21 protein-coding genes are annotated in these 26582 nt (G+C 72.4%); 9 read left to right on the plus strand and 12 right to left on the minus strand.

Annotation, left to right across the window (positions count from 1 at the left end):
• Positions 1-40 precede the first annotated feature (40 nt).
• A complete protein-coding gene (locus Aut01nite_RS01095) occupies positions 41-1195 on the plus strand; it encodes a serine hydrolase domain-containing protein (protein WP_052163686.1) in 1155 nt (384 codons plus the stop codon).
• 45 nt (positions 1196-1240) lie between these two features.
• Here the strand turns inward: Aut01nite_RS01095 and Aut01nite_RS01100 are convergent, their stop codons facing one another.
• The 4 genes from Aut01nite_RS01100 to Aut01nite_RS01115 form a co-directional block, all read right to left on the minus strand.
• Positions 1241-1600 carry a YciI family protein gene (locus Aut01nite_RS01100; protein ID WP_052163685.1) on the minus strand — a complete coding sequence of 120 codons (360 nt, stop codon included), beginning with the start codon at positions 1598-1600 and terminating at the stop codon, positions 1241-1243.
• 86 nt (positions 1601-1686) lie between these two features.
• Positions 1687-1941 carry a transcriptional regulator gene (locus tag Aut01nite_RS01105; protein WP_052163684.1) on the minus strand — a complete coding sequence of 85 codons (255 nt, stop codon included), beginning with the start codon at positions 1939-1941 and terminating at the stop codon, positions 1687-1689.
• A 487-nt stretch (positions 1942-2428) separates the two neighbouring features.
• Complete coding sequence (locus Aut01nite_RS01110) at positions 2429-2854, minus strand: nuclear transport factor 2 family protein (protein WP_152628681.1); 426 nt, start codon at positions 2852-2854, stop codon at positions 2429-2431.
• 619 nt (positions 2855-3473) lie between these two features.
• The gene (locus tag Aut01nite_RS01115) at positions 3474-4232 is read right to left on the minus strand and encodes an IclR family transcriptional regulator (protein WP_043525011.1); all 759 of its coding nucleotides are present in this window, start codon (positions 4230-4232) and stop codon (positions 3474-3476) included.
• A 252-nt stretch (positions 4233-4484) separates the two neighbouring features.
• On the opposite strand from Aut01nite_RS01115, the gene Aut01nite_RS01120 reads away from it, so the two are divergent.
• Together Aut01nite_RS01120 and Aut01nite_RS01125 are read left to right on the plus strand one after the other, a co-directional pair.
• Positions 4485-9572 (plus strand): protein kinase domain-containing protein, encoded by a 5088-nt coding sequence (locus tag Aut01nite_RS01120; RefSeq protein ID WP_043524928.1) that lies wholly within the window; start codon positions 4485-4487, stop codon positions 9570-9572.
• Between the two features lie 52 nt (positions 9573-9624).
• Positions 9625-10197 carry a QsdR family transcriptional regulator gene (locus Aut01nite_RS01125; protein ID WP_052163683.1) on the plus strand — a complete coding sequence of 191 codons (573 nt, stop codon included), beginning with the start codon at positions 9625-9627 and terminating at the stop codon, positions 10195-10197.
• On the opposite strand, the gene Aut01nite_RS01130 is transcribed toward Aut01nite_RS01125, so the two are convergent.
• Positions 10194-11096: an alpha/beta hydrolase family protein gene (locus Aut01nite_RS01130; protein WP_052163682.1), complete on the minus strand. Its 903-nt coding sequence runs from the start codon at positions 11094-11096 to the stop codon at positions 10194-10196. The genes Aut01nite_RS01125 and Aut01nite_RS01130 overlap by 4 nt on opposite strands.
• A gap of 456 nt (positions 11097-11552) precedes the next feature.
• Here Aut01nite_RS01130 and Aut01nite_RS01135 point away from each other — a divergent pair, with 456 nt between their 5' ends.
• Positions 11553-13811 (plus strand): beta-L-arabinofuranosidase domain-containing protein, encoded by a 2259-nt coding sequence (locus tag Aut01nite_RS01135; protein ID WP_043524927.1) that lies wholly within the window; start codon positions 11553-11555, stop codon positions 13809-13811.
• 98 nt (positions 13812-13909) lie between these two features.
• Positions 13910-15016, plus strand: a complete 1107-nt coding sequence (locus tag Aut01nite_RS01140) for a PQQ-dependent sugar dehydrogenase (RefSeq protein WP_043524926.1) — start codon at positions 13910-13912, stop codon at positions 15014-15016.
• A 13-nt stretch (positions 15017-15029) separates the two neighbouring features.
• Here the strand turns inward: Aut01nite_RS01140 and Aut01nite_RS01145 are convergent, their stop codons facing one another.
• Complete coding sequence (locus tag Aut01nite_RS01145; protein WP_043524925.1) at positions 15030-15473, minus strand: winged helix-turn-helix transcriptional regulator; 444 nt, start codon at positions 15471-15473, stop codon at positions 15030-15032.
• 91 nt (positions 15474-15564) lie between these two features.
• On the opposite strand from Aut01nite_RS01145, the gene Aut01nite_RS01150 reads away from it, so the two are divergent.
• Positions 15565-16935, plus strand: coding sequence for an MFS transporter (locus Aut01nite_RS01150; protein WP_043524924.1), 1371 nt, complete (start codon positions 15565-15567; stop codon positions 16933-16935).
• Positions 16932-17516, plus strand: coding sequence for an SGNH/GDSL hydrolase family protein (locus tag Aut01nite_RS01155; RefSeq protein ID WP_083998931.1), 585 nt, complete (start codon positions 16932-16934; stop codon positions 17514-17516). Before Aut01nite_RS01150 ends, Aut01nite_RS01155 begins: the two co-directional genes overlap by 4 nt.
• 33 nt (positions 17517-17549) lie before the next feature.
• On the opposite strand, the gene Aut01nite_RS01160 is transcribed toward Aut01nite_RS01155, so the two are convergent.
• Together Aut01nite_RS01160 and Aut01nite_RS01165 are read right to left on the minus strand one after the other, a co-directional pair.
• Positions 17550-18539, minus strand: coding sequence for a lysylphosphatidylglycerol synthase transmembrane domain-containing protein (locus tag Aut01nite_RS01160; protein ID WP_161790633.1), 990 nt, complete (start codon positions 18537-18539; stop codon positions 17550-17552).
• An 8-nt stretch (positions 18540-18547) separates the two neighbouring features.
• Positions 18548-20023 (minus strand): sensor histidine kinase, encoded by a 1476-nt coding sequence (locus Aut01nite_RS01165; RefSeq protein ID WP_052163696.1) that lies wholly within the window; start codon positions 20021-20023, stop codon positions 18548-18550.
• A gap of 193 nt (positions 20024-20216) precedes the next feature.
• On the opposite strand from Aut01nite_RS01165, the gene modA reads away from it, so the two are divergent.
• Positions 20217-21005 (plus strand): molybdate ABC transporter substrate-binding protein, encoded by a 789-nt coding sequence (gene modA / locus Aut01nite_RS01170; RefSeq protein WP_043524923.1) that lies wholly within the window; start codon positions 20217-20219, stop codon positions 21003-21005.
• Positions 21006-21012: 7 nt separating this feature from the next.
• On the opposite strand, the gene eno is transcribed toward modA, so the two are convergent.
• Positions 21013-22275 carry a phosphopyruvate hydratase gene (gene eno / locus Aut01nite_RS01175; protein ID WP_043524922.1) on the minus strand — a complete coding sequence of 421 codons (1263 nt, stop codon included), beginning with the start codon at positions 22273-22275 and terminating at the stop codon, positions 21013-21015.
• 119 nt (positions 22276-22394) lie between these two features.
• Between eno and Aut01nite_RS01180 the strand changes: the two genes are divergently transcribed.
• A complete protein-coding gene (locus tag Aut01nite_RS01180; protein WP_043524920.1) occupies positions 22395-23288 on the plus strand; it encodes a MerR family transcriptional regulator in 894 nt (297 codons plus the stop codon).
• A 248-nt stretch (positions 23289-23536) separates the two neighbouring features.
• On the opposite strand, the gene Aut01nite_RS01185 is transcribed toward Aut01nite_RS01180, so the two are convergent.
• The 3 genes from Aut01nite_RS01185 to Aut01nite_RS01195 form a co-directional block, all read right to left on the minus strand.
• Positions 23537-24514, minus strand: a complete 978-nt coding sequence (locus Aut01nite_RS01185; RefSeq protein ID WP_043524919.1) for a LacI family DNA-binding transcriptional regulator — start codon at positions 24512-24514, stop codon at positions 23537-23539.
• Between the two features lie 262 nt (positions 24515-24776).
• Entirely contained in the window at positions 24777-25283 is a 507-nt protein-coding gene (locus Aut01nite_RS01190; protein ID WP_043524917.1) for a PH domain-containing protein, read from the minus strand.
• A 130-nt stretch (positions 25284-25413) separates the two neighbouring features.
• Entirely contained in the window at positions 25414-26571 is a 1158-nt protein-coding gene (locus Aut01nite_RS01195; RefSeq protein ID WP_201775508.1) for a DUF6745 domain-containing protein, read from the minus strand.
• Between the last annotated feature and the right edge of the window lie 11 nt (positions 26572-26582).

The following is a 26582-nucleotide window of genomic DNA, read 5'->3' on the forward strand; positions in this document are numbered from 1 at the left end:
GGTATGGGGCACGGCGCCGGGGACTCCTAGATTTTCAGGCATGAATCTCGTACGCCTCGCCATGACAGCGGTCGTGCTCGTCGCGGGAGTCGGCGTCACCGCTGACGCGCACGCCGGCACCGGACGGCTCACCGACCTCGACCGGCTCCGTCGTGACACCGCGGCCGTGCACGCCCTGGGCCTGCCGGGAGTGCAGGCGCGGCTGGTGACCCCGAACGGGCGCACGGTCGTCGCGACCGCCGGCGTCGCCGACCTGCGGACCGGTCACGCGGTGCCGCCTGACGGCCGTTTCCGCATCGCCAGCACCGGCAAGGCCCTCATCGCGACGGTGATGCTGCAGTTGGTGGCGGAAGGACGGATCGGACTCGACGACCCGGTGGAGAAGTGGCTGCCGGGCGTGATCCGCGGCAACGGCAACGACGGCCGCGCCATCACCGTCCGGCACCTGCTCCAGCACACCAGCGGCCTGCACGACGACCTGCCCGATTTCGCCACCGCCGCCGACTACCGCGAGCACCGATACGACGTGTACACGCCGGCGCGACTGCTCGCACGGACCCTCCGGCACACGCCCGACTTCACGCCGGGGACGGCCTGGCGGTACTCGAACGTCGGCTACATCGTGGCCGAGATGGTGATCGACGAGGTCACCGGCCGGCCGTGGCACGAGGAGGTGCGGCAGCGCGTCCTCGCCCCAGCCGGTATGCGTGACACGACGTGGCCCGGCAACCTGCCGACACTGCCCGGCCCGCATGCACGCGGCTACCACGAGTTCGGCGCCGGCGAGCTGACCGACGTCACCGAGCAGGTCATCGTCGACGGTGGAGCCGCATTCGTCTCGACCACCGCGGACGTCAACCGTTTCTTCCGGGCGCTGCTCGGTGGGCGGCTGCTGCCCCCGGCACAGCTCGCCGAGATGACCCGCACGATGCCCCTCGGGCCGGAGTTCGAGGAACTGCTGCCGGGCGCCCGATACGGGCTCGGCCTCTTCGAGCGGCCACTGCCGTGCGGCGGCACCTATTGGAGCCACCCGGGCGGCGGCAGCGGCTACACCAGCGACAACGGCGTCACCCACGACGGCCGTCGCAGCGTGTCGGTGTCGGTGTCGGGCACCCGGCCCGGCCTCGCCCTGCAACACCAGCGAGCCACCGACACGGTCGTCGAGAACGCACTGTGCGGCCCACGGGGACTATGAGTACCCGTGGGCACCGAAGCGCTGCGGGGCTTCGACGCTAGCCTTTCAATTCATGAGTACGGGGCGAACCTCGACCCAGCCGTCAGCGACCGGAATCATCCGGCCGATCCAGACAGCGTGGTCGAGGTCGGAAGCTCCCACGATGAAGTAGCCGGCAAGGGTATGTGCGCCGTCGGCGAGGGAGCCGCGGACCGGGGTGTTGTCCCGCACCGATATCGCTTGCGCCGCGGGTCGCAGGGCATTGCCGGTGATGATCCGGGCACCGGTCTCGGCGATCTGTGCCGGCAGCCGCATGTGGGCTTCGAGGACGGTGGGCAGGGCCGCCCGCATACTGTCCGGCACCTCGCGTTCATAGATGAGGATCATGAAGTGCGGGAGATCCGACTGCTTCTCCGGCGATGCCAAGGCTCAACTCCCACCAACGGGGTCAACGGACTCGGCCGACCATAGCAACCACGACTCCGCTCACGCCGTGGCCGCGCGTCGCCAGGCTAGGAGTCGTCGAGGTTCGCCGCCTTCAGGCGTGCGGTGAGCTGCTCCAGCGTGGACAGTTCGGCGCGGAGTGCGCGGCGGCCGTCACGGGTGAGTCCGACCCAGGTCCTGGGCCGGTTGCCTTCGTAACCCTTGTTCAGGGTGACGAGGCCGGCATCGACGAGGACCTGCACGTGGCGGTTGAGGTTGCCGTCAGTGAGGCGTAGCTCGGTTCGCAAGGTGGAGAAGGCGCACTCGGGTATCTCGGCCAGCATGATGTCAGTTGGCCGCCCAGTGCGGGTCCGGAACCGCCACCCAGTGCCCATGATTGCCAGCGGAGAAGCCCTCCGACGTAGCCGGTGGCACAGAATTGCCAGGCCGGGGCCGCCATCCAGGCGCCGGAGATCGTGATGCCGATGCTGCGTTCGATGACTCCGAGGACGATCGTCACGGCGGCGACGGTGAGTAACGGGGTGAGGAGGCCCTGCCACCAGGATGTCACCGAGCCGGCTGACCCGAGACCGTGCTGTCCGGCCGGGGCGGCGAACAGCGCCAGCAGGCAGAGCAGTCCGGCCGCTCCAGCAGCAACCGGAACTCGCCAGGGCACTCGGACGCCATGGTGCCGTTCACGGTGGCGGTACCTGGATCCGCCTCCTGCACCCGGGGCGTTGATGATCAGGCGATCGAGTCGATGTCGGTCGCCGATCCGACTCCTGCACTCCTCATCGCAGAAGCGCGCACCGATCCGTTGGCCGTCAACGGTCAGGGCCCTGCGGAGATGACTTGATGTCCAACCTCACCGGTGGGCCGCGGAAGGCCCTCGTGGTTGAGGTAGAGGACGATGCGCAGGCGCCGGCCATCGTCGTGCAACAGGAAGGAGGAGGCCAGCGCGACAGGCGCTCCGCCGAATGCCCGTGGGGCCTGCCAGTCGGTACGGACCAGGAGATAATGCTCGTCGAGTCGGCGCCACGTGCGTTCGACGAGTTCGGGGACGCCGATTCCGGCGTCGCCGAACGCGGTGGCCCGTTGGGGTAGGGCTGCCAGGAAGGCGTCTCGGGTTGTCGGCCGGGCGCCGCTGCTGTTCGCGGACAGGAACGAGTCGGCGAAGCAGTCGCCGAGCAGATCCGGGCGCGACGCCTCATTCGCCGAGGAGAACGTGGCGAGGAACCGATCAACGCGTGCTTCCATGCCGTCCATGGGGTGTCGTCCTTCGTGAGGGTTACACGGGCAGGACAACCTTAGGCACGGACGAATGCCATCATAACATTCAAGATCATTTCATTTCCAGTACCGTCCGGCCCGTTCTGGGTCGCCGAATGGTGGAATGCCGAGGACACGCGCACCTCGCCGCCGACACAGCCGTACGCAAAGCGCCCGGAGAAGGGCGCGGACCGGATGGTCGGCACGATGAGCTCGTCGGATACCGATCCGCCGCGGTCCGCTCGCCACCGCTACGTCGGTCGGACAGGTGGGATGTCGCTCACCGTTCAGCGGAACGGCACGTTCGGGCCGTGAACTCCCATGACCGGCCGGCGGGGAGTGCGGCATGGCCGTACTCTCGGGAGCCCGATCGCAGGAGGCATGGATGGGACTGTCGAGCCGAGAATGCCCGGACTGTGGTCGCAGTGTCCGTGAGCCGTTCGAGAAGACGATCACCGGGCGCGAGGTCTGCCCGGACTGCGCGCATGCCCTGTTCACGGGCTCGGCTGCGGGGACGGTCACTGGAGACGTCGGATCCGGCTACGGGGTCTGGGCGATGCTGATGCGCAAGGTTCGGCGCTCCGGCCGAGGAGGTTGAGCGGCGGGTTCAGCGGAGGCGGCGGGCGATGCCGCGGGCGGCGGCCTGCAACGCCGGGACCAGGGACACGGCGCGGCCGTCGTTGGGCACGATGGCTGACAGGCCGGCCACGACCGGGCGGCCCGGCTCGGCGCCGTCGCGGACCGGGACGGCGACACCGGTGGCGTCGGGGTGGATCTGGCCGTCCGAGACGACGTAGCCCTGGCGGCGGATGCCGTCGAGGACTCCACGCAGGCGGGCCGGTGCGGTGATCGTCGTCGGGGTGTACCCGGGCAGTGCGCCCGCGAGGACCTGTTCCTGCAGGTCACGTGGCGCCCACGCGAGCAGGACCAGGCCCGCTGAGGAGGCGTGCAGCGGCAGCCGGCCGGCGATGCGGGTCACGTTGATCACCGCGTCGCGGGCGGACAGGCGTTCGACGAACAGCACCTCGCCGCCGTCGAGCACACCGAGCTGCACGTGGTGGCCGATGACGGCGTGCAGGTCCTCCAGGAACGGCATCGCCGCCTCCCGCAGGCCCAGCGTCGGCGATGCGCGCTGCGCCAGCTCCCACAGCCGCACGCCGATGCTGACCCTGCCGTTCGTGGTTCGTGCGAGCAGGCCCTCCGCGGTGAGGGCGGCGATCAGCCGGGACGCGGTGGCGACGTGCAGCCGGGCGCGGCGGCCGATCTCGGACACCGACAGCTCCGGCTCGTCGGGGGTGAACGCCTGCAGGATCCGGGCGGCTCGGGCGAGCACGGGCTCACCGCGGGGCCGGTCGTCAGATCGCACAGCGTCATCGTGGCACCCCGGGCGGGCCGGGGTCAGCCGGGGAGGGCCGCCGCGGACGATCAGGCACGGCTGCCACCGCACATGGATCGGGGTGGTCCGGCCGGCGATCCGGTCGAGCACTGCCGCGACGACACAGCACGCCTCTCGCTGAGCGAGAGACGCATCGGCGGGCCGGCCCCGAGTCGTACGCTTCGCCGAAGGTCCGGCCGTCACATGCCGATTACCGGATACGTGAGTGGAGCAGCGCCTGCCGTGCCGGGCCTTCGTGGGTGGACCGAGATCGGCCGGGGTGCGCACAGCGTCGTCTACCGGGCGGTCCGTCCGGACGGCGCCGAGGTCGCGGTCAAGGTGCTGCCGGACGGCGCGGCGCGGACCCCGCTGTACCGGGAGGCGGCGTGGACGGCCATCTGCCGGCATCCGGGGCTGCCCGAGGTGTACGACGCCGGCGAGGTGGACGGCCGCCCCTACCTGGTGATGGAGCTGGTCACCGGCAACCGGCTCGGTGACCTGCTGCGTGCGGGCCGGCTCACCCCGGCCCGGGTGGCGCTGATCGGCGCCGACATCGCCGAGGCGCTGACCGCGGTGCACCGGGCCGGCCTGGTGCACCGTGACGTGAAACCGGACAACGTCATGGTCGGCGCGGACGGCCGGGCCCGGCTCGTCGATCTGGGGATGGCCGCCCGGTCCGGTGAGCTGTGCGGTGACGAGATCGCCGGCACCCTCACCTACACCGCGCCGGAGCAGAACGGCTCGCTGCGCCGCCCGGTCGACGCCCGCAGCGACCTGTACTCGCTGGGTGTGGTGCTCTACGAGTGCCTCGCCGGCCGGCCGCCGTTCCGGGCCGCCGACACCGGGGAGCTGATGCGCCTGCACGCGGTCGCGGCGCCGCCCGCCCTGCCGGCGCCGGAGGGAAACCGGGCGGAGGGTCCGCTGGCCGCCGTCGTGGCGCGGCTGCTCGCGAAGGACCCCGACGACCGGTACGCGGGCGCACCCGGCCTCGCCGCCGATCTGCGTTCCGTCGCCGCCGCCCCGGACGCCGCGCTCACCGTCGGGGCCGCCGACCGGCCGGTCACGCCGGCCGAGCCGCCGCTGGCCGGACGGGAGCGGGAGCTGGGCGAGCTGGCCGGCTGCTGGGCGCGGATCCGCGACGGCGCCCGGGTAGCGGTGATCCGTGGGGAGGCCGGGCTGGGCCGGAGCCGCCTGCTGCGCGAGTTCGCCGGCCGCCTGCACGGCGCGGGCGTGACCGTGCTGCGCGGGGCGGGCCGGCCCGGCGACCCGCCCCTGGCCGTGTTGTCGCAGATGGTGGACGCGCTGGCGGCCCGGGCGGAGCCGGATCTGCTGCGGGCGGCGGCCGGCGCTGCCGCGCCCTATCTGGGCCGTCTGTCACCCGTACTCCGAAAGGTGGTGAACGTCGCCCCGGTCCTCTCGGAGGACAGCGGCGCCTATCCGCGGGCGGTCGCGGCGTTCCTGGCCGGGCTGGCCCGGCAGTCCGGTGGCGCGGTGCTGGCGATCGACGACGCGCACTGGCTCGACGACACGACCGCGCAGGTGCTGCGGCAGGTGCTGACCCAGCACGCGACCGCACCGCTGCTGATCCTGGTGACGACCGACACCGGCGTGCCCGTCGTCTGGGGTGGCGAGGACGCCGCCGGGATCGTCCTGGAGCCGCTGGACGACACGGCGGCGCGACAACAGTTCGCGGCGATCTGTGGCGGTTATCCGGTGGCCGCAGGCCTGCCGGAACGGTTCGCGGCCCGGGCCGGTGGGCGGCCGCTCACCCTGTCGGTGTTGCTGCGCGGCGCGATCGACGCCGGTGTGCTGGTGCCGCGGGACGGCCGGCTGCACATCGACAGCGAACGCCTGCAGCACCTGCAGATCCCCGATGACCTGGAGGGGCTGCTGCTGTCCCGGATCGACGGGCTCGGCGCGGCCGGGCGGGAGATGCTGACCGCCGCCGCGATCGTCGGGCTGCGGTTCGACGCCGGGACCGCCGCGCTGGTGGCCGGCCGGGACGAGGCGGAGGCGCGGGACTGTTTCGGTACGGCCGCGGGCCGCGGGATCCTCGAGGACGGCGACGGCGGCTACTGGTTCGTGCACGAGCGGGTCCATCGGGCGCTGCTCGGCGCCTTGACTCCCGAGCGGCGCCGGGACCTGCACCAGCGGGCCGCGGAGGTCACCGCGGGCGAGGCCGCCGACGCGCGGGCCCGCTATGCGACGGCCCGGCACCGGCTCGCCGGCCACCCCGGCCGTGCTCCCCGCCGGACGGTGTCGGCCTGCCTGGCGGCGGCCCGCAGCGCGCTCGGTGAGCACGCCGCGCTCGACGCCATCGGCTTCCTGGAGGCGGCCCGGCCCTACGCCGACGGCGCCGACCCGGTGACCGCCGACGCGCTGACCGAGACGCTCGGCCGCGCGTACGCGCAGGCCGGCCGTCTCGTCGAGGCCGAGGAGCAGTTCCGGGCCGCGCTCGGCGCCACCGCCGACCCGATGCGCCGGGCCGGGCTGCACGAGCAGCTCGCCCAGCTGCACCTGGGCCGCTGGCAGATCGACCGCAGTCTGCGGGAGGTGGAGCTCGGTCTCGCCGCGCTCGGCGCCGATCCGGCGCGGGGGCCGGTGCGCCGCGTCGTGTCCGGGCTCGGGTACCTGCTCGGGGCGGTGCTGGTGGAACGTACCCGGATCGGGTTCGGCACCGCGGATCCGGACCGGCTCGCCCGGCGCCGGCAGCTGTTCGCGCTGTACGCGGCCGGCTCCTACGCCGCTCTGTTGTCCACCCGGCTGCCCCTGATGGCCGATCACGAGCTGCGGGCCCGGTACGCGGCCGCCCGGATCGGGCCGTCGGAGGAGTACATACGCCAGGTCGGCCACAACGCCGCCCTGCAGCAGAGTGTGACCCGGCGGCCGGCGAAGCGATCGTTCGCGCGGGCCGGCCGGGTCGCCGCTGAGCTCGGCAGCCCGGCCGGCGCCGCCTACGTCGAGTATCTGCGCCGGCTCACCGAGACCCAGACCGGCGACCCGGACCTGGACGAGTACCTGCACTGGCTGCGCCGGCACAGCGCGCTGCTGACACCGTCGGACAACCTCAATCTGGCGCTGGCCGTGTCGGCTCGGCACGACCTGCGGGGCCGCCGGGCGCGGACGCACGCTGCGGTCGAGCAGGCCTTCGGCTACCTGGGGGCGCCGGATCTCCAGCACGGGGCGGTCAGCCGGCTGTACGGCGCCGGCGGGACGGTCGACCTCGACGACGCGGCGGCGCTGCTGGACGAGCCGGACGCGGCGCTGGGCGGCGGAGCGGGCCGGCTGATGCCGCTGGTCACCATCATCACCGCCGCGTACCACCAGCACGAGTTCGGTGACGTCTTCGACCGGGCGACGACCGCGTTCCGGGCGCTGCGGATCCGCCCGTTGGCGCTGGCGGCGACGCTGCGGACGGTCTACGTCGCCATCGCGTACGGGCGCCTGGAGCAGCTGCGCGGGGCGGGTCCGGAGCAGCGGGCGGCGGCGACCGCCGAGGCCGGGCGCGCCGTCCGCGACCTGCGGGACGCCTCGATCGGTGGTCGCGGCGCCTGCCGGGAGCTCGCCGCCCATCATGCGCTGGTCACGGCCATGCTGGCCTGGGACACCGCCGGCAGTGAACGGGCCCGCCGCCGAGCCCGGGACCTGCTGGTCAAGGCGGAACGGCGGGCCGGTGACCACGACGTGCCCGCGGTGACGGCCGGGACGATGCTGATGCGGGCCCGGATCGCCGCGTACGCCGGCCGGGCCGAGGAGGCCGCCGCGCACGCCGGAGCGGCGGTGCGGCTGGCCGGCGATCTGGGGATGCTGGAGTTCGCGTACGTGGTGCGCCGCGAGTTCGGCGTGGGCGGCGACGTCGTCCGCCGGTCCGCGACCGAGGACGGTACGGCGGACCGGCGTCGCCTGGCCGCCCTGGAACGGCTCAGCCGCACCGTCTCCGGCATGATCGCCCTGGACGCGCTGAGCCGGGCCGTGCTCGACGAGACGGTGCTGATCCTGAACGCCGAACGCGCCTACCTGTTCCTGGCCGACGACGACGACCGGCTGCTGCCGTTCAGTGGCCGCGACGCGCACGGCGCCGACCTGGCGATCCTCACCGACTACGGGTCGACGATCGTGGAGCGGGTGTGGCGTACCGGGGAGCCGGTCGTGGTGACCGGCACCGACGAGGGCGCGGCCCTCGGCTCGGCCAGCGTCGTCCTGCACGGCCTGCGCAGCATCATGGCCGCGCCGCTGGTCCTGGACGGCCGGATGCTCGGGGTGGTGTACCTGGACAGCCGAGTCGCCAAGGGCATGTTCACCGGCGCCGACGTCGGCATTCTCAGCGCGATCACCCAGCACGTCGCGGCCGCCGTGGAGACGGCCCGGGCCGCGCAGCTCGCGGTGGCGGTCCGCGCCGCCGAGCAGCAGCGGGACATGGCCGACATGCTGCGCGAGTCGCTGATCAGGTTCAGCCGGTCCCTGGACCCGGCCGCGGTCCTCGCCGAGCTGCACGCCGCGCTGGCCCGGGTGCTGCCGGCCGACGGGTCGTGGCTGGTGCGGGCCTCGGAGGACGGCGACCTCGCCCTGATCGGCGCGGGCGGCGGGCCGCTGGAACGCTCGGCGACCCTGAACGCGCTGCTCGCGGCGCCCGGCCCGGTCGCGGTGACCGCGGATCTGGGTTTCTCGGCCGGGGCGCATCTGGCGGTGCCGTTGCACCGGCAGGGCACGCCGGTCGGCCTGGTGCTGCTGACCGGCGGATCCTACGGGCCGACCGAGATCACCTTGGCCGCCGCGCTCGCCGAGGAGGCGATGGTCGTCTACGACAACGCGGCGCTCTTCGCCCGGGTCGAGTATCTGGCCACCACCGACGCGCTGACCGGGGTCAGCAACCGGCGGCACTTCTTCACGCTGGCCGAGGCGATGGCCGTCGCGTCCGGCGGGTTCACCGCGGTGATGGCCGACATCGACCACTTCAAGAAGATCAATGACCGGTACGGGCATCAGGTCGGCGATCAGGTCATCACCGCCGTGGCGGCCCGGCTCCGGGACGCGTCGCCGCCCGGCGGGCAGGTCGGCCGGTACGGCGGTGAGGAGTTCGCCGCCGTGTGGCCCGGCCTCGACGATCCGGCCGGCCTGGCCGAGCGGCTGCGGCGGGCGGTGACGGACCGTCCCGTCGAGACCGACGCCGGGCCGCTGACGGTCACGGTCAGCGTCGGCGTCTGCCCGGCCACCACCGGCCTGGACGCCGCTCTGCGCGCGGCCGACGCCGCCCTGTACCGAGCCAAGCGGGACGGCCGTGACCGGGTGGCGTGCGCCCGCCCGGCCGAGGTCGCCTGTTCCCCCGTCTGACCTCTCGCACGCTTCTGACCTCTCGCACGCTGATGAAGAATGAGGATCGGTATTGTCCACGGCCCGCCGCGTCGTCGATTCCGCCGCAGTTCTGCGGGGAGCCGCCAAGCATTTCCTGAAACACTCCACCGTGGACATGGAATTGCTGGCCGCCGAATTGGCGATCAGCCGCGCCACGCTGTACCGGATGGTCGGCAGCCGGGACGCGCTGCTCGGTGAGGTGTTCTGGGCGATCGGCCGGATCCTCCTCGAGGAGGCCGGCGGGGAGGCGCTCGGCGCCGGCGCGGACCGGGTGATCGACCTGTCGCGCCGGTTCGCCGAGCTCATCGGGACGGCCCAGCAGCTCCAGCGGTTCGTGGCCGAGGAGCCGCAGACCGCCGCCCGGGTGCTGATCACCGCCGGCACCGCGGTGCACCACCGGGCCGTCGACGCCCAGATGGAGATCTTCCGGGTCAGTGGGGTGTCCGCCGGGGAGCAGGAGCTGCGCCGTCGCGCCTACCTGTACGTCAGGCTGATGGAGTCGGTCGTCTACAGCGACGTCCTGGACGCCGGCGAGATCGGTTTCGACCTCGCCGAGCCGGCGCTTCGTGCCCTGCTCCCCCCGCCGTCACCGGAGAGTGCCTAGATCGCGAAGCTGGAGCAGGTGTTGCGGTACTCCTGGACGGTCAGGCCGAGGCCCGGGCCGGGGCAGACGAACTGCTGGTAGCGGGTGTCGTTGTCGACGAACAGCTTGAGCCACGCGATGCTGTACTTCGCGATCGTGGTGTTCGAGCTGTTCGGCGAGAAGTGCGTGCCGTTGTTCAGCTCCAGGTACGCCTTGCCCGGGCTCGCCGGCAGGCTGGTGTAGAACGGTTCGGCGTGCGTCGTGACCGACGCCACGGTGTCCCCGTCCGCGCCGACGACCAGGGTCGGGACGGTGTTGGTGCGCCACGACTTGGTCAGGTTCCACGGCGTCAGCAGGATCGCCGCCTGCAGCGACGGGCGGCTGCGCGACGCCTCCAGGGTGCCACCGCCACCCATCGAGTGCCCGACCACCGCGACCCGGGTGGCGTCGACCCGGGTCCGCACGCTGCTCCTTCCGGTCAGGTAGTCGGCGGCGGCCAGCAGCTGGCGGCCCCGGCTGTCCGGCTGGTCCGAGGTGTTCAGCGTGTCGATGTTGAACACCACGAAGCCCTGGGAGGCGATCCGCGGCGCCAGCCAGGCCATGCTGGACTTGTAGGCGGTGAAGCCGGGCGCGATCACCACCGCGCCGTACGTGCCGGCGCTGGTGCTGGTCGGGTAGTAGATGTCACCGCCGCCGAACCCGCTGGCGGTCAGACGGGACACCGACGTCTGCGCGATCGCGAACGGTCCGCTGGTCGCCTCGATGCTGCTGTTGGTCGGGGCCGGGCCCTTGGGGTACGCGGTGGTCGCCGCGTCGGCCGACGGGACGAGCGTGATCCCGGCGACTCCCAGCCCGATCGCGGCGAGCGCGCTGACCACCACGGACGTACGGCGTGTCCGGTGCTTTCCGGCCAATGTCATCTCCTCAGTCAGGTCGGACGGAGCATCCGTCTGTGAGGGATCTTTGAGCTTCGTGCCGCGCCGAACAATGGGTCGGGAAAGACGTGAGATCGCCGTCCGGACATCGCCTCCCAAACGCACCTTCCGCCGATTCCGGCCTTCCAAGAATGGGAGCGATCCCATTTTCCGACGAGGGTGGCGCCGGATTCGCACCTCGCCACCGGGCAGGTGCAGACCGGCACCGCGGGGACGACGGCACCCGTCGATGCGTTGACAGTCGTGTTACCACGGTGTTTCAATCTGCCGACCAGAGTTTTGTGAGCGATAACACAATGGTGGGAGCCACCGCCGTCAGCGGCGGCGTGGTCTCCCCATCAGCCTCGGCAACATGTGGAACCCGTCTAGTTAGCGCAAACAACTGGCAGCCATCCCCCGCACCCGGCTGCCGCCCGTGTCCGTTCTCCGGAGGTCTGACACATGTCCCCGCTTCCCGTCTCCCGTCGCCGCGTCCTCGGCGCCGCCCTCGTCTCGGCCGCCGGACCGGCCCTGCTGCGTGCCACTCCCGCCGCCGCGGCCGTCGTCCCCCCGGTCCGTGCCGACCTCGGCGTCTCCGCGTACGCCTTCGACCCCGGCCAGGTCAGGCTGACCGCCGGCCGGTTCCTGGAGAACCAGGCCCGCACCCTCAACTATCTGCGGTTCGTCGACGTGGACCGGCTGCTGTACGTGTTCCGCGCCAACCACGGTCGGTCCACCGGCGGCGCGCCGGCCAACGGCGGCTGGGACGCGCCCACGTTCCCGTTCCGCTCCCACGTGCAGGGGCACTTCCTGACCGCGTGGGCGCAGGCGTGGGCGGTGCTCGGGGACACCGTGTGCCGGGACAAGGCCAACCAGATGGTCACGGAGCTGGCGAAATGCCAGGCCCCGAACGGGTACCTCTCCGGGTTCCCGGAGGCCGACATCACCGCGGTGCACAACCGGACCCTGACCAACGGCAACGTTCCGTACTACTGCATCCACAAGACGATGGCCGGGCTGCTGGACGTGTGGCGGCTCATCGGCAACACCCAGGCGCGGACCGTGCTGCTCAACCTGGCGGCGTGGGTCGACACCCGCACCGCCGCGCTGACCACCGCCCAGATGCAGGCCATGCTCGGCACCGAGTTCGGTGGCATGAACGCCGTGCTCACCGACCTGTACCAGCAGACCGGTGAGGCCCGGTGGCTGACCGCGGCGCAACGGTTCGATCACGCGGCCGTGTTCGACCCGCTCGCGTCCAACCAGGACCGGCTCAGCGGGCTGCACGCCAACACGCAGGTGCCGAAGTGGATCGGGGCGGCCCGCGAGTACAAGGCCACCGGCGTCACCCGGTACCGGGACATCGCGTCCAACGCCTGGAACATCACGGTCGGGGCGCACACGTACGCGATCGGCGGCAACAGTCAGGCCGAGCACTTCCGCCCGCCCGGCGCCATCGCGTCGTACCTGACCGACGACACGTGCGAGCACTGCAACACGGTCAACATGCTGCGGCTGACCCAGGAGCTGTGGCTGATCGACCCGAACCGGTCCGCGTACTTCGACTACTACGAACAGGCGCTGCTCAACCACGTGATCGGCGCCCAGAACCCGGCCGATCCGCACGGTCACGTCACCTACTTCACACCGCTGCGCGCCGGGGGCCGCCGCGGCGTCGGCCCCGCCTGGGGTGGCGGCACCTGGTCCACCGACTACGGCACGTTCTGGTGCTGTCAGGGCACCGGCGTCGAGGTCAACACCCGGCTGATGGAGGCGATCTACCACCACAGCGGTACGACCCTGACGGTGAACCTGTTCGCCGCGTCGACGCTGAACTGGTCGCAGCGGGGCATCACGGTCACCCAGACCACCGACTTCCCGTCGTCCGATGTGGTCACGCTGAGACTGGGCGGGACCATGAGCGGATCGTGGAGCATCCGGGTACGGATCCCGTCGTGGACGTCCGGGGCGTCGATCAGCGTGAACGGCGCCGTCGTCGCGAGCCCCGCCGCCGGCGGTTACGCCACCGTCACCCGGGTCTGGGCGAGTGGGGACACCATCACCGTGCGTCTGCCGATGCGGATCGTGCTGCGGCCCGCGCCGGACCGGCCGGACGTGCAGGCGATCACGTACGGGCCGATGGTGCTGGCCGGGAACTACGGCAACACCACGCTGTCGGCGCCGCCGGCACTGAACGTCGCCTCGATCACCCGCACCAGCGTCACCGCGAACGGGGCGACCGTCAACCTGATGCCGTTCCACGACGCGCACGGCGTCAACTACACGGTGTACTGGGCGACGGCGCAGACGTACAAGCTGGTCAACGCGGCGAGCGGGCTGGTCCTCGGCATCAGGGACATGTCGGTCGCCAACGGCGGAGCCGCGCTGATCTGGGGCGACACCGGCACCGCCGACCACCGCTGGGTCCGGATCCCGGACGGCGACGCCGTCCGCCTGCGCAACCTCAACAGCGGCAAGGTGCTCGGCGTCCAGAACATGTCCACCGCCGACAACGCCGTCGTCCTGCAGTGGGACGACAACGGAACCGCCGACCACCGTTGGCAGCTGCTCGACCAGGGCAACGGCACCTACAAGATCCGCAACGCCAACAGCGGCAAGCTCCTCGCCGTCCAGAACGGCTCCACCGCCCAGGGCGCCGCGGTGGTCCAGAGCCCGGACGACAACACCCCCGACAATCTCTGGCGCCTGACTCCGGCGTGACGGGCCGCCGGCGCCGGACCGCTGTCCGGTGATTCTCAGGTCGACCTGGTCTGCTGTGATCGTCACACGTGTACGGGCACAGCAGCACGAGGAGAGCCATGCGAAGCATCTGGGCCGCAACGGCCATGACTGTCCTTCTCGCGGCCGGGGCCGCCGCCTGCGACAGCAGCAGCGCCGGCCCGGCCCCGGCGGGCGGTCTCGCCGGCAGCACGGCGAGCAGCTCACCGTCGGCCACCCCGGACCTGGAGGCCGGCGAGGAGCTGGCGCGCGGTCTGGACGTGCCGTGGGGTCTGGCCTTCCTGCCCGGCGGTGACGCGCTGATCGCCGAGCGGGACTCCGGCAGGATCCTGCGCCTGCGCCCTGGCGGCGGCACACCCGAGCAGGTCCGCACCGTTCCCGGTGTCGCCGCCCGGGGCGAGGGCGGCCTGCTCGGCATCGCCGTCTCCCCCACGTTCAGCAGCGACAACCTCGTCTACGCCTACCTCACCGCCGACGCCGACAACCGCATCATCCGGTTCCGGCTCGACGGCGGCGACCCGGAGACCGTCTTCGACGGCATCGCCAGCGCCGGTTTCCACAACGGCGGCCGGATCGCGTTCGGCCCGGACGGCATGCTGTACGCCGGCACCGGCGACGCCGGCGAGACCTCCACCTCCCAGGACCCGGCCAGCCCCAACGGCAAGATCCTGCGGCTCACCCCGGAGGGGAAGCCGGCCCCCGGCAACCCCACCACCGGCTCCCCCGTCTACAGCCTGGGCCACCGCAACGTGCAGGGCCTCGCCTGGGACGCCGACGGCCGGCTGTTCGCCACCGAGTTCGGCCAGAACGAGCTCGACGAGGTCAACCTGATCCAGCCCGGCCGCAACTACGGCTGGCCCGAGGTCGAGGGCGACGGCGACACCGCCGGCGGCCGCTACACCGGCCCGCTGGTCACCTGGCCGGTCCGCGAGGCATCACCGTCCGGCCTCGCCATCTCCGGCGGTACCGCCTACATCGCCGCGCTGCGCGGCGAACGCCTCTGGACGCTGCCGCTGAACGGCGACACCGCCGGCGAGCCGGCGGCCCGGCTGCAGGACCGTTACGGCCGGTTGCGTACGGTCCAGGTCGCCCCCGACGGCGCCCTGTGGCTGACCACGTCGAACACCGACGGCCGTGGCGACATCCGCGAGGGCGACGACCGTATCCTGCGTTTCCCCGCCCGCTGACACTCGCCGGGGTCTATTCCTTCGACTCCAGGGTGAGCTGGTCGTTGGCGAGCGTGTCCCCGCAGGCCGTGCAGTGCACCCCGGCGACGAACTCGTGTCCGCAGGAGTGGTCGAAGCGCACCGGGTCGGCACCTCCGCGGACGTGCTCGTGCCCCCATCGTTTGAGGGTGAGCAGCACCGGTGACAGCGCCCGTCCCGCCGGGGTGAGCCGGTACTCGTACCGCGCGGGGCGCTCGCTGTACTGCTCGCGGGCGATCACCCCGTGCTCGACGAGTTTGCGCAGCCGGGTGGTGAGGATGTCGCGGGGCGCGCCGGTGTTGCGGGCGATCTCGGTGAACCGCCGCTGGGCGTAGAACAGCTCCCGCACCACCAGCAGGCTCCAGCGATCGCCGACGACGTCGAGGGCATCGGCGATCGTGCAGTCCCGGGGGTTCTTATCGGCGGGTGCTGTCGGCATCCTCGAATTCTCCGCCGAGTGGGTTGCGAAATCAAACCGACTTCTGCGAGCCTGCGGTCGGTTTGATTAACCAACTCACTACGGAGGGCTCATGTCCGCCCCTGCCACCGAGGTCACGCCGGCCGCCGCCACCAGGACCGTCGCCCTGCTGTGCACCGCCGCGTTCATGACCATGCTGGACCTGTTCATCGTCAACGTCGCCTTCGCATCGATCGGCGAGAGCTATCCGGGCGCGTCGCTGGCCGGGTTGAGCTGGGTCCTCAACGCCTACATCGTCGTGTACGCCGCCTGCCTCATCCCGGCCGGCAGCCTGTCCGACCGGTACGGCAGACGGCGCGGGTTCCTCGTCGGCCTCGGCCTGTTCACGATCGCCAGCGCCGGCTGCGCCCTGGCGCCCGGCCTGGGCTTCCTGATCGCCGCCCGGGCCGCCCAGGCGGTCGGCGCGGCGATCCTGACCCCGGCCGGTCTCGGCCTGATCCTCAGTGTCCTGCCCGAGGCACGCCGCGGCGGCGCGGTGCGGATCTGGGCGACCAGCTCCTCGTTCGCGGGCGCGCTCGGACCGGTCATCGGCGGCCTGCTGGCGCAGACCTCATGGCGCTGGGCGTTCCTGCTCAATCTTCCGGTCGGGGTGATCGCGTACGTGGCCGCCCGCCGCCTGCTCCCCCACAGCGCGCCCCCGTCCCGTACCCGCATCCCGGACCCGCTGGGCTCGATCGCCGTGGCCGTCGCGATCGGGGCGCTGTCGCTGGGCCTGGTCAGCGCCGGCGACTGGGGCTGGACCTCCCCGCGGATGCTGCTGACCGCCACGATCACCGTGGCCGCCACCGCTCTGCTGGTCCATCGGGTCCGGACTCACCCGGTGCCCGTCATGTCGCCGCGACTGTTCCGGGTGCCCAGCTTCACCGCCGCCAACGTCACGATCCTGCTCTTCACCAGCGCCTTCAGCGCCGTCTTCCTGAGCGTGGCGCTGTGGCTGGAGATCGCCGCCGGTTACGGTCCGCTGCGCGCCGGTCTGGCCCTGGTCCCCGGCCCACTGGCCGTGCCCCTGTTCGCGGCGCTCACCCACCGCTGGGCGGCGACAGTCCCGGCCAGGTTCGTGGTGTCCGCCGGGCTGGCGGTCTTCGGCGCGGGTTCGCTGCTGCTCGCGGCCCGGGACGGCACGCGCTACGCCACCGACGTCCTGCCCGCCTGGATCGTCATCGGCGCGGGGATCGGGATCGCCATGCCGACCCTGATCGGCGCCGCCACCGCCGGTCTCGCCCCGGCCGCCGCCGCGACGGGCAGCGCGGTCGTCAACACCGCCCGCCAGGCCGGGTACGCCCTGGGTGTCGCCGCGCTGGTGGCGATCCTGGGCAGTGCGGTCACCGTGCCCGCGCTCCAGCACGGCTGGCTGCTGGTCAGCGCGCTGGTTCTGGTCAGCGCGGCGACCGCGCTGGGCATCCGGGCAGGTGGGTCCCGATGACCTGGCGGCGGTTCGCGGTCTTCGGCGACAGCCTGTCCCTCGGCGTCGGCGATCCCACCCCGGGGTACGGGGACCTGGGCTGGCCGGCCCGGGTGGAGCACGCGCTGCGGGCGGCCCATCCCGGCCTCGCCTACCTCAACACGGCACGGGCCGGCGCGACCACCGCGCAGGCGCTGCGGGAGCAGGCGGACCGGATCACCGCGTTCGGCCCCGATCTCCTGCACCTCAACAGCGGCGCCAACGACATCATCCGCCGCACCCTCGACTGGCAGCGGATCGAGGACGACCTCCGCGCCATGTACGCATGGGCCGCCTCGACGGGCGCCCGGCTGAGCGTCTTCACCCTCGGCCGGGCCTTCGTGATCCCGGACTTCCCGGACTTCACCGACCGGGTCGCCCGCCTCAACGACATCACCCGGAAGCTGGCCGCCGAGTACCGGGCGGCCGTCGCCGACTGCTGGGACCACCCGCTCAACGACCGCCCCGACCTGCTGAGCGCGGACCGCATCCACTTCGCCACCGTGGGCCAGGCGATCATCGCGGACCTGCTGCTCGAGACCCTGGGTGGGCCGGACCGCTGACCCCCTGGATCGTCCGCCGGCCGCCGGTGCCGGTCAGCGGACCGAAAGCGGGTCCTTGCGGCCGGCGGCCCGTTCGCCCGCACGCAGGTAGAGGTAGCCGGCCAGGCCCACCGGCAGCATCGACCAGAACGACACCAGGCGATAGCCCAGCACGATGCCCACCGCGAGCGCCGCCGGAGCGCCCGCGGTGACCAGGCCGGCGAGCAGACTGGCCTCGATCACCCCGATGCCGCCCGGCGTCAGCGGGATCTGGCGGATCACCTGGACGCTCAGGTAGACGCCGGCCAGATGCTCCCAGCGCAGCTCCGCCCCGAACGCCGCCGCGATCAGCATGAGACAGGCCAGGTCGAACACCCATTTGCCGGCGGCGAAGGCGAAGACCGTGGCCCAGTCGCGCCCCGGCACGCCCCGGCCCATCGTCACCATCCGGGCCAGCGACGCGGCGAATCGGGCCACCCGCGGCCACCGGGCCAGGCGCCGCTTGATCCGGGCCCGGTCGAAGGAGAGCGCCGGCCGCGCCCGGGCCAGCGGCACCATCACCGCCAGCGCGGTCACCGGCACCCACAGCAGCGCCGGCGCGGCCGCCAGGAAGCCGCCCGCGGCCAGCGTCACCAGGGCCAGCGCCGACACGACACCGGACAGGACGGTCACCGCGGCGGCCGCTGCCGGGGTGGCGCCGCGCGCCACGTACTGGCGGAAGGTGTAGGCGGCGGACACCACGGCTCCCGCCGGGGCGACCGCGCTGACCGCGTTGCCGGCACTGGTCAGGGCCACGGTGTCGGCCCGACCGATCGGCACGCCGAACCCCCGCAGCAGGCCGTGCTGCTGCAACGCGAAACTGAGCTGCGAGATCAGACCGGCGAGGACCGCCAGCGACGCCCACCCCGGATCGACCGCACGCATCAGTCCGAGGACGGAGACCGGGTCGGGGAACTGCCGGCGGACGAGCACGGCCGCACCCACCAGCGAGGCCACCAGCACCACGCCCCGTAGCCACTTGCGCCGCTTCGCCCTCGCATCCATGGCGCCGATCATTCAGCAGCCGTGCAAACCTGCGGAAGGGTGAAGACGAAGGCGGCTCCCGCATCGTTATCCGTGTCGAGACGGATCGTGCCGCCGTGATGCTCGACGACCCGTTTGCAGATGGCCAGGCCGATGCCGGTGCCGGAGTACCGGTCGCGGGGATGCAGCCGCTGGAAGATCACGAAGACCTTCTCGGCGAACTCCGGTTCGATGCCGATGCCGTTGTCACGCACGGTGAAACGCCAGTCACCGCCGTCCGGCGCCGCGGTGATCGTCACGAGCGGCGCACGATCGGGATGGCGGAACTTCAGGGCGTTGCCGACCAGGTTCTGCCACAGCATCGTCAGCAGGGTGATGTCGCCGTGCACCGTCGGCAGCCGGTCCCGGTCGATCCGGGCGCCGGTCTCCTCGACGACCCCGGCCAGGGTCTGCTCGACCTGGTCGACGACCGCCTCGAGGTCGACCGGCCGGTTGCTGTCGTAGACCCGGCCGATCCGGGAGAACGTGAGCAGGTCGTTGATCAGCCGCTGCATACGGGTCGCGCCGTCGACGGCGAACCCGATGTACTGCTGGGCCCGGTCGTCCAGGGCGTCGGCGTACCGGCGCTGCAGCATCTGGCAGAACGAGGCCACCTTGCGCAACGGCTCCTGCAGGTCGTGCGAGGCGACGTAGGCGAACTGCTCCAGGTCGGCGTTGGAACGCGCCAGCGCGTCCCGGGTCTCCGCGGTCGCGACCAGCGCCGCCACCAGCCGGCCGCGCATGGCCTCCACGTCGTGGCCCAGAGCGGCGATGTCGGCGGGCCCGTGCGGCGAGAGCCGGTGGTCGAAGTCACCGGCGGCGACGATGCGGGCGGCGGCGCCGAGCCGGGCCAGCGGGCGCACCACGACCAGGCGCAGCAGTACGGCGACGGCCGCCACCGCGGCGAGCAGCAGAACCGCGAGGCCGAGGAACACCGCGTTCCGCACCCGCCGGGAGTCGTCGAGCGCCTCCCGGCCACGGGTACGCTCGCCGATCAGGGCCTCGTCGAGCCGGGTCAGCTCGGTGCGTACCGCCGCGAACGCGGTGTCCGGCCGCACGTCCGCCTGCCGGTCGGCCACCAGCGGTTCGGCGGTGTCGCGGCGCCACTGCGCGGTGCGTTCCCGCACGGCGTCCAGGTCGGCGAGCAACAGGGGTTCGGCGCCGAGAAGGGTACGCAGCCGGGCTTCGGCCGCCTGTTCGGCGGCGATCCCGTCACGGTACGGCGTGAGCAGCTCCGGAAGACCACTGAGCGTGTACGCCCGGATCCCGGCCGCCTGGTCGTCGAGCGCGGCGTCGAGTTCCACCACGGCGGTGCGTGCCGGCGAGATGGTGTCGCTGAGCCGGTTCGACACCGCCGTCGTGTCCGCCAGAACCTGGGTGCCCAGTCCGGCGCCCGCGACGATCAGCACCGCCATGACGGCCAGCACCCCCGCGAACCACGCCTGGCTCGTCCATCGTCGCGTCAAGTCACTCCGTGTCACAGCAGCACCGTACGCGACCCGCCACCAATCGACGCACCGCTCTCTCACCGCCGTTGCACCTGCTGTGTGCATCCGGATCTTTCGCACGCATCTGCGATCGACAGCCGCCATCAACGGTCGCGTCTGCGGACCGGTACAGTGCGCCCGTACAGGCGGCTCGCCACACAGGGGGAACCAGTTGAAGACTCTTCGCGCCGCGGCAGCCGGTCTGGCCGCTCTCCTCGCCCTCGGCAGCGCCGGATGCGGCGGCGACGGCCCCGGCGCGGGTACGGGCACCGGCGGCGGCCCGGTGACCGGCCCGATCACCGTCTTCGCCGCGGCGTCGCTGACCGAGTCGTTCACCGCGATCGGCGAGAAGTTCGAGGCCGCCCACCCGGGCGCCACCGTCACGTTCAACTTCGCCGGCAGTTCGGCGCTCGCCACCCAGATCAACGAGGGTGCCCCCGCCGACGTGTTCGCCGCCGCCTCGCCGCAGAACCTGAGAATCGTCACCGACGCCGGCAACGGCTCCGGCGAGCCCACCACGTTCGTCCGGAACCAACTGGTCATCGCGGTCGGCAAGGGCAACCCGAAGAAGATCACCGGCCTGGCCGGCCTCGCCGGGCCGGACCTGAAGGTGGCGTTGTGCGCCGACGCGGTCCCGTGCGGCGCCGCGGCCGAGACGGCGATCGCGGCCGCCGGCGTGACGATCACCCCGGTGACCCTGGAGCAGGACGTGAAGGCCGCCCTGTCCAAGGTGGAACTGGGTGAGGTGGACGCCGCCCTGGTCTACCGCACCGACGCCCGGGCCTCAGCCGGCGAGATCGACGCCGTCGAGTTCCCCGAGTCGGCGAAGGCGATCAACGACTACCCGATCGTCGCGCTGAAGGACGCCCGGAACACCGCCGGCGCGCGGGCCTTCATCGCCTACGTCCTCTCCCCCGACGGCACCAGGCTCCTCACCGACGCCGGTTTCCAGGTTCCCTGACGAGCTGTCACACACCGGCGTAGCGGGCGGTGCGGCCGAGTTCCTCCTCGATGCGGATCAACTGGTTGTACTTGGCGGTCCGGTCGCTGCGGGACAGCGAACCGGTCTTGATCTGGCCGCAGCCGGTGGCGACGGCCAGGTCGGCGATGGTGGTGTCCTCGGTCTCGCCGGAGCGGTGCGACATCACCACCCGGTAACCGGCCCGGTGCGCGGTGTCGACGGTGCGCAGCGTCTCGGTGAGGGTGCCGATCTGGTTGACCTTCACCAGGACGGCGTTGGCGTACCCGCCCTCGATCCCGCTGGTCAGCCGGTCGGCGTCGGTGCAGAACACGTCGTCGCCGACCAGCTGCAGCCGGTGGCCGGCCAGGGCGGTGAGCTTCTTCCAGCCGGTGAAGTCGTCCTCGGCCATCGGGTCCTCGATGGAGCTGATCGGATAGCGGCCGGCCAGGTCGAGCAGGTAGCCGATGTGCTCGTCCACGGTGCGGGTGAGCTTCTCGCCGGCGTAGACATAGGCGCCGTCGTGGAAGAACTCCGAGGCGGCCGGGTCGAGGCAGACGGCGATGTCCGTACCGGGCCGGTAGCCGGAGTCCTCGACGGCGCGCACCACGAACCGCAGCGCCTCGTCGGCGTCGGCGAAATCCGGTGCGAACCCGCCCTCGTCGCCGACGTTGGTGCTGTGCCCGGCCGCGGCCAGCTCGCGGCGCAGCGTGTGGAACACCTCCGCACCCATCCGTACGGCCTCGGCGAACGTCGGCGCGCCGATCGGGGCGATCATGAACTCCTGGAAGTCGAGCGGGTTGTCGGCGTGCGCGCCGCCGTTGACGATGTTCATCATCGGCACCGGTAGCAGGCGGGCCCCGACCCCGCCGACGTACCGGTACAGCGGCTGGCGGTGAGCGGCCGCCGCGGCCTTCACCACGGCGAGCGACACCCCGAGGATCGCGTTCGCACCCAGGCGTCCCTTGTCCTTCGTACCGTCCAGGTCGATCATCGTGGTGTCGATCAGCGCCTGCTCCTCGGCGTCCAGACCGGTCACCGCGCCGGCGATCTCGCCGTTGACCGCGGCGACCGCCCGGCTGACGCCCTTGCCGTGGAACCGGCCCGGATCGCCGTCGCGCAGTTCGATCGCCTCGTTCGCGCCCGTCGACGCCCCGGACGGCACGGCCGCCCGGCCGAACGAGCCGTCGGCGAGCACCACGTCCACCTCGACACTCGGATTCCCGCGGCTGTCGAGGATCTGCCGCCCGATCACCCGGCTGATGGCCGTCATCGCACACTCCCTGTTCGCGTGGTCGTTGCGGGGATCAGACTGCCGCCCGGCGACACCGCTGTCATCGCGAGGAGAATCGCGTTGACCTGTACCCCGGGGTACGGGTTTAGGGTCGGCGCATGCGCGTAGGGGAACTGGCTCGGCGGACCGGAACGACGATCCGGGCGCTGCGCTATTACGAGCAGACCGGGCTGGTCGTGCCGCGGCGGCTCGGCAACGGCTACCGCGATTACGAGCCGATCGCCGAACGTCAGGTCGCCCGGATCCGCGAACTGATGGCCCTGGGATTGACCGTCGAGGAGACCCGGCCGTTCGTGGAGTCGCTGGCCAACGACGACGACGTGTGCGCCGCGGCCGTGGCGACGTTCCGCAGCACCGTCACCCACCTCCAGGCCCGGATCGGTGAGCTGACCGCCCAGCGGGAGGCCCTGGACGCCCGGATCGACGTCGCCGCCCGCGGGATCGTCACCGGCCCGCCCTCCATCGGCAGCACCCCCGGCGGCGATCCCGCGGCCCGCACCGGCAAGCCGTTGCCGGCGCTGGAGTTCTACGGCACCGACGGGCGGCCGATCCGCCTGCACGACCTGGGACCGGGCCGCAGCATCATCTTCGTCTACCCCCTGACCGGCCGGCCCGGGGTCGACCTGCCACGCGGCCTGCTCGAGATCCACGGCGCCCGCAGCCAGGACAGTTGGCTACGCGATCACCATGCCGAACTGCTCGCCGCCGGCGCCGCCCGGGTCTACGGACTGTCCGCCCAGTCGACCGGCTACCAGCGCGAACTCGCCTACCGGCTGCGCCTGCCGTACCCCCTGATCCCGGACCCGAAGCTGACACTGGCCGCCGCCACCGGCCTGCCCACCCGCACCGCCGGCGACCTGACCGTCTACGAACGGCTCACCCTCGTCGTCACCGACGACCTGATCGAACACGTCTTCCACCCGATCCCCGACCCGGCCTCGCACGCCCTCGACCTGATGCGCTGGCTCACCCAGCGCCGCACCGCCGCCTGACCCACCGCTACCCGTTCACACACCGCCCGGCCGCAACGGATTCACCCCTTCCACCCCTCACGCACGAGATCTAGTGAGTTTCGGGCGAACCGATTCACCACGACCTCACAGGATCGACAACCGGCGGGCAAGCAATCGGCCGGCAGGAGTCAGCACTGAGCGCCAGCCGGAAGGACACACGACCGCATGCTCATCGCCGCGCGTCTGGCACGCCGGCGCCGCCCGGGCGTGCGGCGGTGGGACGCGACTCAGCTGGAACCGCGGACGGTCAGGGTGGTCGGCAGGCGGGGCGGGGCCGGCCGGGCCGGGTCCAGCAGACGGTGGACGGCGGACGCCGCCTCGTCCTCGGCAGGCACGTAGACCGACGACAGATCCGCTGCCTCGGCCAGGGCGCTGCCGTCGAACCCGACGACGGCGACGTCGGCGGCGACCCGGCGTCCCGCCTCGCGCAGCGCCTGCAGCACCCCCATCGCGGTGACGTCGCAGGCCGCGAACACGGCGTCGAGCCGCGGCTCCCGCGCCAGCAGTTCCCTGGTCGCCGCGTAGGCGCGAGCGTGGGTGAAATCGCCGTCCACCGCGGTCACGGATTGTGCCGCTCCGGCCATCCCGCGCAGGAATCCGGTTCGCCGCTCGCGGGCGCACGGCGTAGCCGGGCCGAAGACCGCCCCGACATGCCGGCGCCCGCTGGTCACCAGGTGGACACCGGCCTGAAAACCGCCACTGTCGTTGTCCGGGGCGACGAACGACACGCTCGGCGCGGACCGGCCCAGCGCGACCACCCGGCCCCGGCGCGCGTAGGCGGCACCGGCCGCCCCCGGCACGTTGATCAGCAGCCGTCCGAGCGGCGGGTCGGTGTCGTCCTGGAGCGCCTCGTCCCTCGGCGCTTCGGACACCCGGCGGACCTCCAGCGCGATGTCCAGGTCCCCCAGGGCACGCATGGCGCCGGTCAAGACCCGCCCGTAGAACGGTTTCGCACTCATCGCCGCCGGATCTGCATCGACGATCAGGATCTCGATCCGCTCCCGCCGGTCAGCGCCGCCGCGGCCGGTCGCCAGCGCACGAGCCACCGGGTTCGCCTCGTACCCGAGTTCCGCCGCCACCGTCCGCACCCGCCGCCGGACCGTTTCGGAGACGCCATAGGCACCGTTGATCGCCCGCGAGGCCGAGGCCCGCGACACTCCGGCGGTGCGAGCGACGACGGCGAGCGTGGGACGCTGGTCCTTCATGGATCAAGGGTATCGATGATCCGCCCGCGGCCGGGCCCGTTCCCTCCGGCCTCCCGGCCGCCGCTCACACGACATCCGGGCCACGCCCTACACGAAGGACGGCCGCTCACACCACGCCCGAGCCAGCGCCCTACACGAAGGGCCGCCGCTCACACGACGCCCGAGCCAGCGCCTTTCACGAGGGGTCTCCGCTTATAGAGCGTCCGGGCCCGCGCCATACGCGACGTTCAGGCCGCCGTCTATAAAGCGTCCGAGCCGGCGCCTACGCAGCGTCCGGGCTCGCGATGTCGAGCAGTCTGCCGGACCGCGGCACCGCGCGCTGCCGCAACTGCCGGCACACCTCCCGGAACAACTGAGGCCGATGGTGGAACTCCAGGCCCTGCTCCCACATCGCGGTGTTGACCCGCCCGCCGTCACGCAGCGCCAGAAACACGGTCTTCCCCGCCGGGATCCGCAGTGGCCCCGCCCGGTGAACCACCTCGTCGACGAACACACCGTCCACATCGGCCCACGGCACCGTCCGGGTCCGCAGGACGCCACGAACCCGGACGGCATGCTCGCTGAAGTAGACGCCCATCCGGGCGACCTGCCAGGAGCCCGCGGCCCAGACCAGCAGGAACAGGGCCGCCAGCAGCACCGCGGCGTCCGTGCCGAGGTCGAAGAGCCGTGCCGTCGTCCAGTGCAGGTAGGCCAGCCCGAAAGCCTCCCAGACGACGACAGCCCACCGGGCCCGTGCGGGCTGCCACGCCCGCACCCAATCCTCGACCATGATCCATCCGTTCGCCCGACGACAAGCCGTACCGGATCTGCACGCTAATCAACGTGCTGAGGGACGTCCGTAGTACTTTTCGGTCGAGTTGACAGAGGCCTGACCATTTTCACCCCGGCGGGGCCGATCGTCAGGTCTGGATCAATGGCTGGTACTCCTCGGCGGTCAGGCCGAACGTCCAGGCCACGCCCTCGCGCGCGGTCCGGGTCGACGGCGGGACGCGGAGCCAGTAGACACGGCTGGTGCCGTCCGGCTCCGGTGTCGCGTTGACGACCTCGACCATGACGAGGGGCTCGTCGCCGGGCAGGTCGAGCCACCACAGCGTGCCGGCCTCGTCGGTGCCCCGCTCACGGGCGCCGGCGTCACGCAGATAGCGGTCGTAACCGAAGTGCTCCAGCATCACCCGGCGGATCTCGGCGTTGTCCTCGCGGCGGATCCGGTCGACGGTCAGCGTCGGCAGCTCGGCGGCCAGACCGGCGGGGATCGGCATGCCGCGCCACGCCCACAGGCCGTAGCCGTCGGGGTATTCCAGGGCGGCGCCCTCCCCCCGGTGCAGGCGGCCGACGTTGTCGCGCTCCAGCAGGGCGGGGCGCTCGGTGAGAACGGCGACCCGCTCGTTGGCCCACCACCAGCCGCTGTGCCGGGCCACCTCGGCGAGGCCGGTCAGCCCGTCCATCAGCCCGGCCTCGGGAACCAGCCTGCCGGCGGCCTCGAACGTGCTGAGCCAGGTGCCGTCGTGCTGCCCGTAGATCGCGTCGAGCAACGGTCTCCGCACCGCCGGGCCCAGGTCGCCGGACAGGCCGGTGACCAGGTCCTCACCGAGCCGGGATCGCAGCCGGCCGGCGATCAGGTCCATCACCAGCGCCCAGGACCGGCGCCCGGCGGCGGCGCTGAGCTGTGCCCAGCCGTCCGCGCCGAGAGCCTCCACGGAGGCTTTGCGGGCGGCCGCCCACGGCTCGGTCCGCACCTGGCGGCGCACCGACCCGCCCGCCGTCGCCCCCGGTGCCCAGCCCTGCAGGCGCAGCTCCGCACGCACGTCGGCGACCCAGTCCGGAACCTCCGTGTCCGCGGAGACGCCGGAGGTGAGCAGCGCGACGGCGGCGGCGCCGGCGCGCGGTGAACCGAACCAGTAGACGTGCTCCGGTGGCTGGAGGCCGGCGAGACGGTACGACTCGCGTACCCCCGCCTCGGCGGCCGCACGCACGGCGGACCCGGTCTGGACCGCGGCGGCCAGCCACTGATCCTCGATGGCCGCGGCCATCGCCTCCTGGGCGTGGGTCAGCTTCATGGGCCGCTCCT

This window comes from Actinoplanes utahensis (genome assembly GCF_016862455.1).
GTDB classification, from domain to species: domain Bacteria; phylum Actinomycetota; class Actinomycetes; order Mycobacteriales; family Micromonosporaceae; genus Actinoplanes; species Actinoplanes utahensis.